General features: G+C 67.7%; 7 protein-coding genes and 1 tRNA gene. 7 read left to right on the top strand and 1 reads right to left on the bottom strand.

Features of this window, described 5'->3' with window-relative positions; all coding sequences use genetic code 11:
* The 5 genes from ACKOQ4_RS13060 to ACKOQ4_RS13080 all read left to right on the top strand — a co-directional run.
* Positions 1-685: glycoside hydrolase family 16 protein (locus ACKOQ4_RS13060; RefSeq protein ID WP_526292482.1), on the top strand; the 685-nt coding region annotated here is incomplete at its 5' end.
* Positions 686-863: 178 nt separating this feature from the next.
* Positions 864-1022: a DUF5993 family protein gene (locus ACKOQ4_RS13065; RefSeq protein ID WP_526292484.1), complete on the top strand. Its 159-nt coding sequence runs from the start codon at positions 864-866 to the stop codon at positions 1020-1022.
* Positions 1022-1675, top strand: a complete 654-nt coding sequence (locus ACKOQ4_RS13070; RefSeq protein WP_526292486.1) for a disulfide bond formation protein B — start codon at positions 1022-1024, stop codon at positions 1673-1675. Before ACKOQ4_RS13065 ends, ACKOQ4_RS13070 begins: the two co-directional genes overlap by 1 nt.
* Positions 1676-1950: 275 nt before the next feature.
* Positions 1951-2352: a PAS domain-containing protein gene (locus tag ACKOQ4_RS13075; RefSeq protein ID WP_526292488.1), complete on the top strand. Its 402-nt coding sequence runs from the start codon at positions 1951-1953 to the stop codon at positions 2350-2352.
* Positions 2353-2447: 95 nt separating this feature from the next.
* Entirely contained in the window at positions 2448-3317 is an 870-nt protein-coding gene (locus ACKOQ4_RS13080; protein WP_526292490.1) for an SMP-30/gluconolactonase/LRE family protein, read from the top strand.
* A gap of 34 nt (positions 3318-3351) precedes the next feature.
* On the opposite strand, the gene ACKOQ4_RS13085 is transcribed toward ACKOQ4_RS13080, so the two are convergent.
* Positions 3352-3425, bottom strand: a tRNA-Gly gene (locus ACKOQ4_RS13085).
* A 79-nt stretch (positions 3426-3504) separates the two neighbouring features.
* Here ACKOQ4_RS13085 and dcd point away from each other — a divergent pair.
* Together dcd and ACKOQ4_RS13095 are read left to right on the top strand one after the other, a co-directional pair.
* Entirely contained in the window at positions 3505-4080 is a 576-nt protein-coding gene (dcd, locus tag ACKOQ4_RS13090; protein WP_526292492.1) for a dCTP deaminase, read from the top strand.
* 57 nt (positions 4081-4137) lie between these two features.
* Positions 4138-5384: DUF7159 family protein (locus ACKOQ4_RS13095; protein WP_526292494.1), on the top strand; the 1247-nt coding region annotated here is incomplete at its 3' end.

Below are 5384 nucleotides of genomic sequence, written 5' to 3' on the forward strand. Positions count from 1 at the left end.
CGGCCCGGCCGGAGCCCCGCCCAACCCGGCGCTGTGGAGCATCGCCCAGCGCCGCGAGCTCATCAAGAACCCGGTGTTCTGGGACCGGCCCGAGAACATGGGCCAGTACAGCGACGACCGCGGGCATGTGTTCCTCGACGGCAACTCCAACCTCGTCATCCGAGCGACGCGCGATGCCCCGGGCAAGTACACCAGCGGCAAGGTGGTCGGTAACTTCGGTGCGCCGATCAACCACACCTTCGAGGCGCGGGTGAAATTCGAATGCCTGACGCCGGGTTGCTGGCCGGCCTGGTGGCTGGTCAACGAGAGCAAACCGCGCGGCGGCGAGGTCGACCTCGCCGAGTGGTACGGGAACATGGAGTGGCCCTCGGGCACCACGGTGCATGCGCGCCTGGACGGCACGTCGTTCGCGACGATGCCCTACCCGATCGACGACGCCTGGCACACCTGGCGGGTCACCTGGAACCCGTCCGGCATGTACTTCTGGCAGGACTTCCAGCCGGGCATGGAACCCTACTTCGAGGTCCCGGCCTTCTCGATCGACGATTGGCCGTTCAATGACCCCGGCTACATCCTGCGGCCGGTGCTCAACCTGGCCGTCGGCGGCACCGGCGGCAAGGACGCCTCGCAGGGCGTCTACCCGGCCCAGCTGCTCGTCGACTGGGTGCACATATTCCCGAGCTAGTTCCCGAGCTAGTTCCCGGGAGTCGGACCCCCGGTCGGATTCCGGCGTCTGGCGAGCCGAGTCTGACGAGCCGAATCTGAAGAGCCGAATCTGAAGAGCCTCTGTGTAAACGGCTAGATTTCCGGTGGGATTCGGCAACCGCCGCACGCAACCCTCGACCGCGGCTTAATGTTCGCGGGTGGACATTCTCATCATGATCCTGCTGTTCGGGATCGCCCTGCTGATCTGGCGGGGCGCCAACCGCGGATTGATCATCGGTCTGTGGGCACTGGGCCTGGTCGCCATGATCGGCCTGTTCCGCTACCACGTCACCTCCGTGCTGGATCTGAGTTTCTGATGGCCGAGGTCATCATCGAGGAAACCCGGATCGTCGACGAGCCGGCCGGCACCGGTAGCCGGCTGTGGGGCGCGATCACCTACTGGGGGCTGCACGCCTGGATGCTCGCCTACACCGTGGTGATGCTCAGTGCCTTCTTCATCCAGTTCGTCATGGGCGAGTTCCCCTGCCCGCTGTGCATGCTGCAGCGCTACGGGATGATTCTGGCCACGTTAGGCGCGCTGTTCATCGTCATGCAGGCCCGACGGGGCACCCTGACCACGGCCCGTTACGCACAAGGGCTGGGCATGGGACTGATCTCGGTGCTGGCCGGCGCCTCGGTGTCGATCCGCCAGATCGAACTGCACATCCTGCCCGGGGATCCCGGATACGGCGAGCCGTTCCTGCGTCTGCATCTCTACACCTGGGCGTTCATCACCTTCGCCATCGTGATGATCTACGTCGGGCTGATGCTGATCCTGATGCCGCGGGGGATCCCCCAGGCCCCGCCCGTCGACAGCGGCCTGCGCAAGCTCTCGACGGTGATCATCTGGCTGTTCATCGGGGTGGTGGCGGCCAACGTCATCGCGATCATCTTCCTGGAGGGCTTCGCCGCGGTGCTGCCGGATGACCCGATCAGCTACAACCTGATCGACCAGATCAGGGGGCGTTGAACCGGAGCCGCTGTGGAACCGGGCGGTCGGTGGAGCCGATGACGGGAGAACCGCTTCTTCAGGCGAATTCGCGGGAAGGCTTGCACGCAAACGGAGTTCAATCGCCGCGACGTCGTCGCTGCAGATAAAGAGCCTCTGTTTTCGGGTGGCAAGCCGGACCTCCGTCACGTCCCCCGCCGGGCGGCCCGAGATGACGCGCAGGGTTGGTGCAGGGTTGGTAAAGGGTTGGTATCTCTGTTGGCCATGGAGCCGACAACGACGGCAGGAGAATTGCAATGGCCTCATCCCTGGTTGACGCGCTGGGTTCGCAGACAGGTGGTCTGACTTTGCTGAAATTGCTGGCGGACAACAGTTTTGATTCCATCCTGGTGACGGATGCCTCGGCCCGGGGGCGGATCATCTACGCGAACAAGGCCTTCAAGAAGTTGACCGGACACGACCCGGCCGACGTGATCGGCAAGGACCCGCGCATATTGCAGGGCCCCGGCACCGACCGGAAGGTGATCGAGAAGATCAGCGCGACACTCAAGGCCGGCGGACGGTTCGAGGGCCGCGCCGTCAACTACCGTAAGGACGGAACGCCGTTCATCATGAACTGGCGGATGTTTCCGCTCAAAGACGCCGGCACGATCATCGCCTGGGTCGCCATCCAGCGCGAAGCGCTCGCCGCCACCTGAGAGCGCCCGCACGTCGCGGCGTTCGCCTCCAGGTGATCCGGAATCGCTCGCCTACTCAACCTCGTCCACGACGACCAGACAGGGACCGGCCAGTTATGACGGGAAGGTTGTTCTTCCTCGATCTCAGCGGCGGGAGGATCGTCGCGCTCAACGCCGACGGCTCTGGGTCGCGGACCCTGCTGGCCGGGCTCACCAGCCTTCCCGACGGGATCATCGCCGATGCCCAGGGAGGGCATCTGTATTGGACGAACATGGGCGACCCGGCCGGCAACGACGGGTCGATCGAACGCATCGACCTCGACGGCTCGAACCGCACCACGATCGTCCCGGTTGGTGGCACCTTCACTCCCAAACAGCTCCAGTTCGACGACGGGAGGCTGTACTGGTCGGACCGCGAGGGGATGCGGGTGATGCGCGCCGCCGCCGACGGGTCGACGATCGAGACGCTCGTCCAGACAGGTTGCGGCGACGCCGACCGCAAAGACCAGCGCAACTGGTGCGTGGGTATCGCCGTTGATCGGGTTGGCGGCAAGATCTACTGGACGCAGAAGGGCGCCGACGACTCCGGTCAGGGGCGCATCCTGCGCGCCGGCATCGACGTCCCCGCCGGGCAGACGCCGGCCGCTCGCACCGACATCGAAGTGGTCTACGACGGGCTGCCGGAGCCGATCGACCTCGACATCGACCACAGCACGCGGACGCTGTACTGGACCGACCGCGGTGACCCGCCCCGGGGCAACACCGTCAATCGGGCCCCCCTTGACGCCGGTCCCGATGGGAGGCCCGAACCAGAGGTCATCGCCGATCACCTGATGGAGGGCATCGGGCTGGCGCTCGACGTCGCAAATGACCGGATGTTCTTCACCGACTTCGGGGGCACCGTCTACCGCGCGGCGCTCGACGGTTCCGGCAAGAAGACGCTGCTGCAGGCCCAGGGCAATCTGACCGGAATCGCTTACGCCTGAGCGCACAACTGACTGTCTCCGCGGCTGTTCAGGCTGGAGCCGATGACGGGAATCGAACCCGCGTATTCAGCTTGGGAAGCTGATGTTCTGCCATTGAACTACATCGGCATGTTGCGCTGACGAGGATAGCAACCCCTACGGCGCGGCCACCGTGTTCCGGGGAATCCGCGGGCTATACGCTCGTCGGGTGCTGCTCTCCGACCGTGACATCCGCGCCGAGATCGCCGCCGGCAGGCTGGGCATCGACCCGTTCGACGACGCGCTGGTGCAGCCCTCCAGCGTCGATGTCCGGCTGGACAACCTGTTCCGGGTCTTCAACAACACCCGCTACACCCACATCGACCCGGCCCAACAGCAGGACGAGCTGACCAGCCTGGTGCAGGCGACCGACGGAGAACCCTTCGTGCTGCATCCCGGCGAATTCGTGCTGGGCTCGACCCTGGAGTGCTGCACGCTGCCCGATGACCTGGCCGGGCGGCTGGAGGGCAAATCGTCGCTGGGGCGCCTCGGGCTGCTGACGCACTCCACGGCGGGGTTCATCGACCCCGGATTCTCCGGCCACATCACCCTGGAGCTGTCCAACGTGGCCAACCTGCCGATCACGTTGTGGCCGGGGATGAAGATCGGGCAACTGTGCCTGCTGCGGCTGACCAGCCCGGCCGAGAACCCCTATGGCAGCGCCGCGGTCGGGTCGAAGTACCAGGGGCAGCGCGGGCCCACTCCGTCCCGCTCGTACCAGAACTTCATCCGCACTCCCAGCTAACCCCCGGCGCTGTAACGGCCATTCCGATCCGGCCGATGAATCCGGTAGTCGACATCGGTGCGGAGGTGGGGCTTGGACGTCGTGCTCGGGGTCTCGATGACGCCGACGGCGGTGCGCATGGCGCTGGTCGAGGGGGAAAGGGCAGACGGCCTCACCGTCGACCAGAACGCCTTCGACGTCTCGGCCGGTATGAGTCCCGCAACCTCCGATGCGCCCGAGCAGGTCGTCGCCGCCATTCTCGGCACCCGGGAGAGCGCCGCCGAGGGCGGACACCGACTGGTCGCGACCGGGTTGGCGTGGACCGACCACGGCGCGGCCGCCCGGGTGCGCCAGGCGCTGCGCGCCCAGCGTGTGGAGGACGTGGTCCTGGTATCGCAACTGCACGCCGCCGGCGCGCTGGCCCGGGCACTCGGGCTGGCCGCGGGATACACGCGCACGGCGATACTGCTCGTCGAACCGGGCCTGACGACACTGGCGGTGGTCCGCACCGCCGACGGTGCCGTGGTGCGGGTGACCACCCGAACACTGCCCGCCGACGAGGCGGTGCCGACCCTGGTCTCGGGTCTGGAGACCGGCCCCGAGCCGCCCCAGGCGCTCTTCGTCGCGGGTTCCGGCGTTGATGCCGCCGCGTTGAGGCCCGTGCTCGCCGCACGGACTTCGCTGCCGGTGCACGTCCCCGCCGACGGGGCTTTGGCGCTGGCCCGAGGCGCCGCGCTGGCGGCGGTCACCGCGCCGCGCTACGACGCCTCGACCGCGTGGCTGCAGGCGTCCGACGACACCTCGGCTGGACCCACCCAGCGGGCGGCGGCCTCCTGTCTCGGCTACAGCGCCGTGGATGACAGCGCCGTGGATGACAGCTCCGTGGATGACGACTACGCGACTGAAGACTCTCCGCCGCGGGCGTTTTCGGACCAGGACGTCGATCGCAGACCCTTTGCGCTCCTCGGCGGTGCGCTCTCCACGATCCTCGTCCTCGGCGTGGTGGCACTGATCATCGCGATGGCCGCCGCGATGCGGCCGGTCTCCGACCCGCCGCCCACCCCAGGGGACAGCGCCCTGGTCACCAGCGGCCAGACCCCGGCACCGGCGCAAGCCGAGCCGGCGATCACGCCGGCCCCGCCGGAGACCATCCAGGCCCCGGTGCCGGTGGCCAGGGAAGCGCCCCGAACCGACTTCGTGAACCCGCCTCCGCCCGCTGCCGCGCCCGTCCCGCAGGCGCCGCCCCCCGCGCCGGCACCGCCTCGGCGGCGGGCAGTGTTCGGGTGGTCACCCGCACCACGGCACCGTCGGCGGTGCGGACCACC

This window comes from Mycobacterium sp. (assembly GCF_046095365.1).
Lineage (GTDB): Bacteria > Actinomycetota > Actinomycetes > Mycobacteriales > Mycobacteriaceae > Mycobacterium.

Bases quoted from the DNA above. Each gene is read 5' to 3' on its own strand.
- ACKOQ4_RS13070 (WP_526292486.1), top strand. From the start codon at position 1,022: ATGGCCGAGGTCATCATCGAGGAAACCCGGATCGTCGACGAGCCGGCC.
- ACKOQ4_RS13080 (WP_526292490.1), top strand. From the start codon at position 2,448: ATGACGGGAAGGTTGTTCTTCCTCGATCTCAGCGGCGGGAGGATCGTC.
- ACKOQ4_RS13075 (WP_526292488.1), top strand. From the start codon at position 1,951: ATGGCCTCATCCCTGGTTGACGCGCTGGGTTCGCAGACAGGTGGTCTG.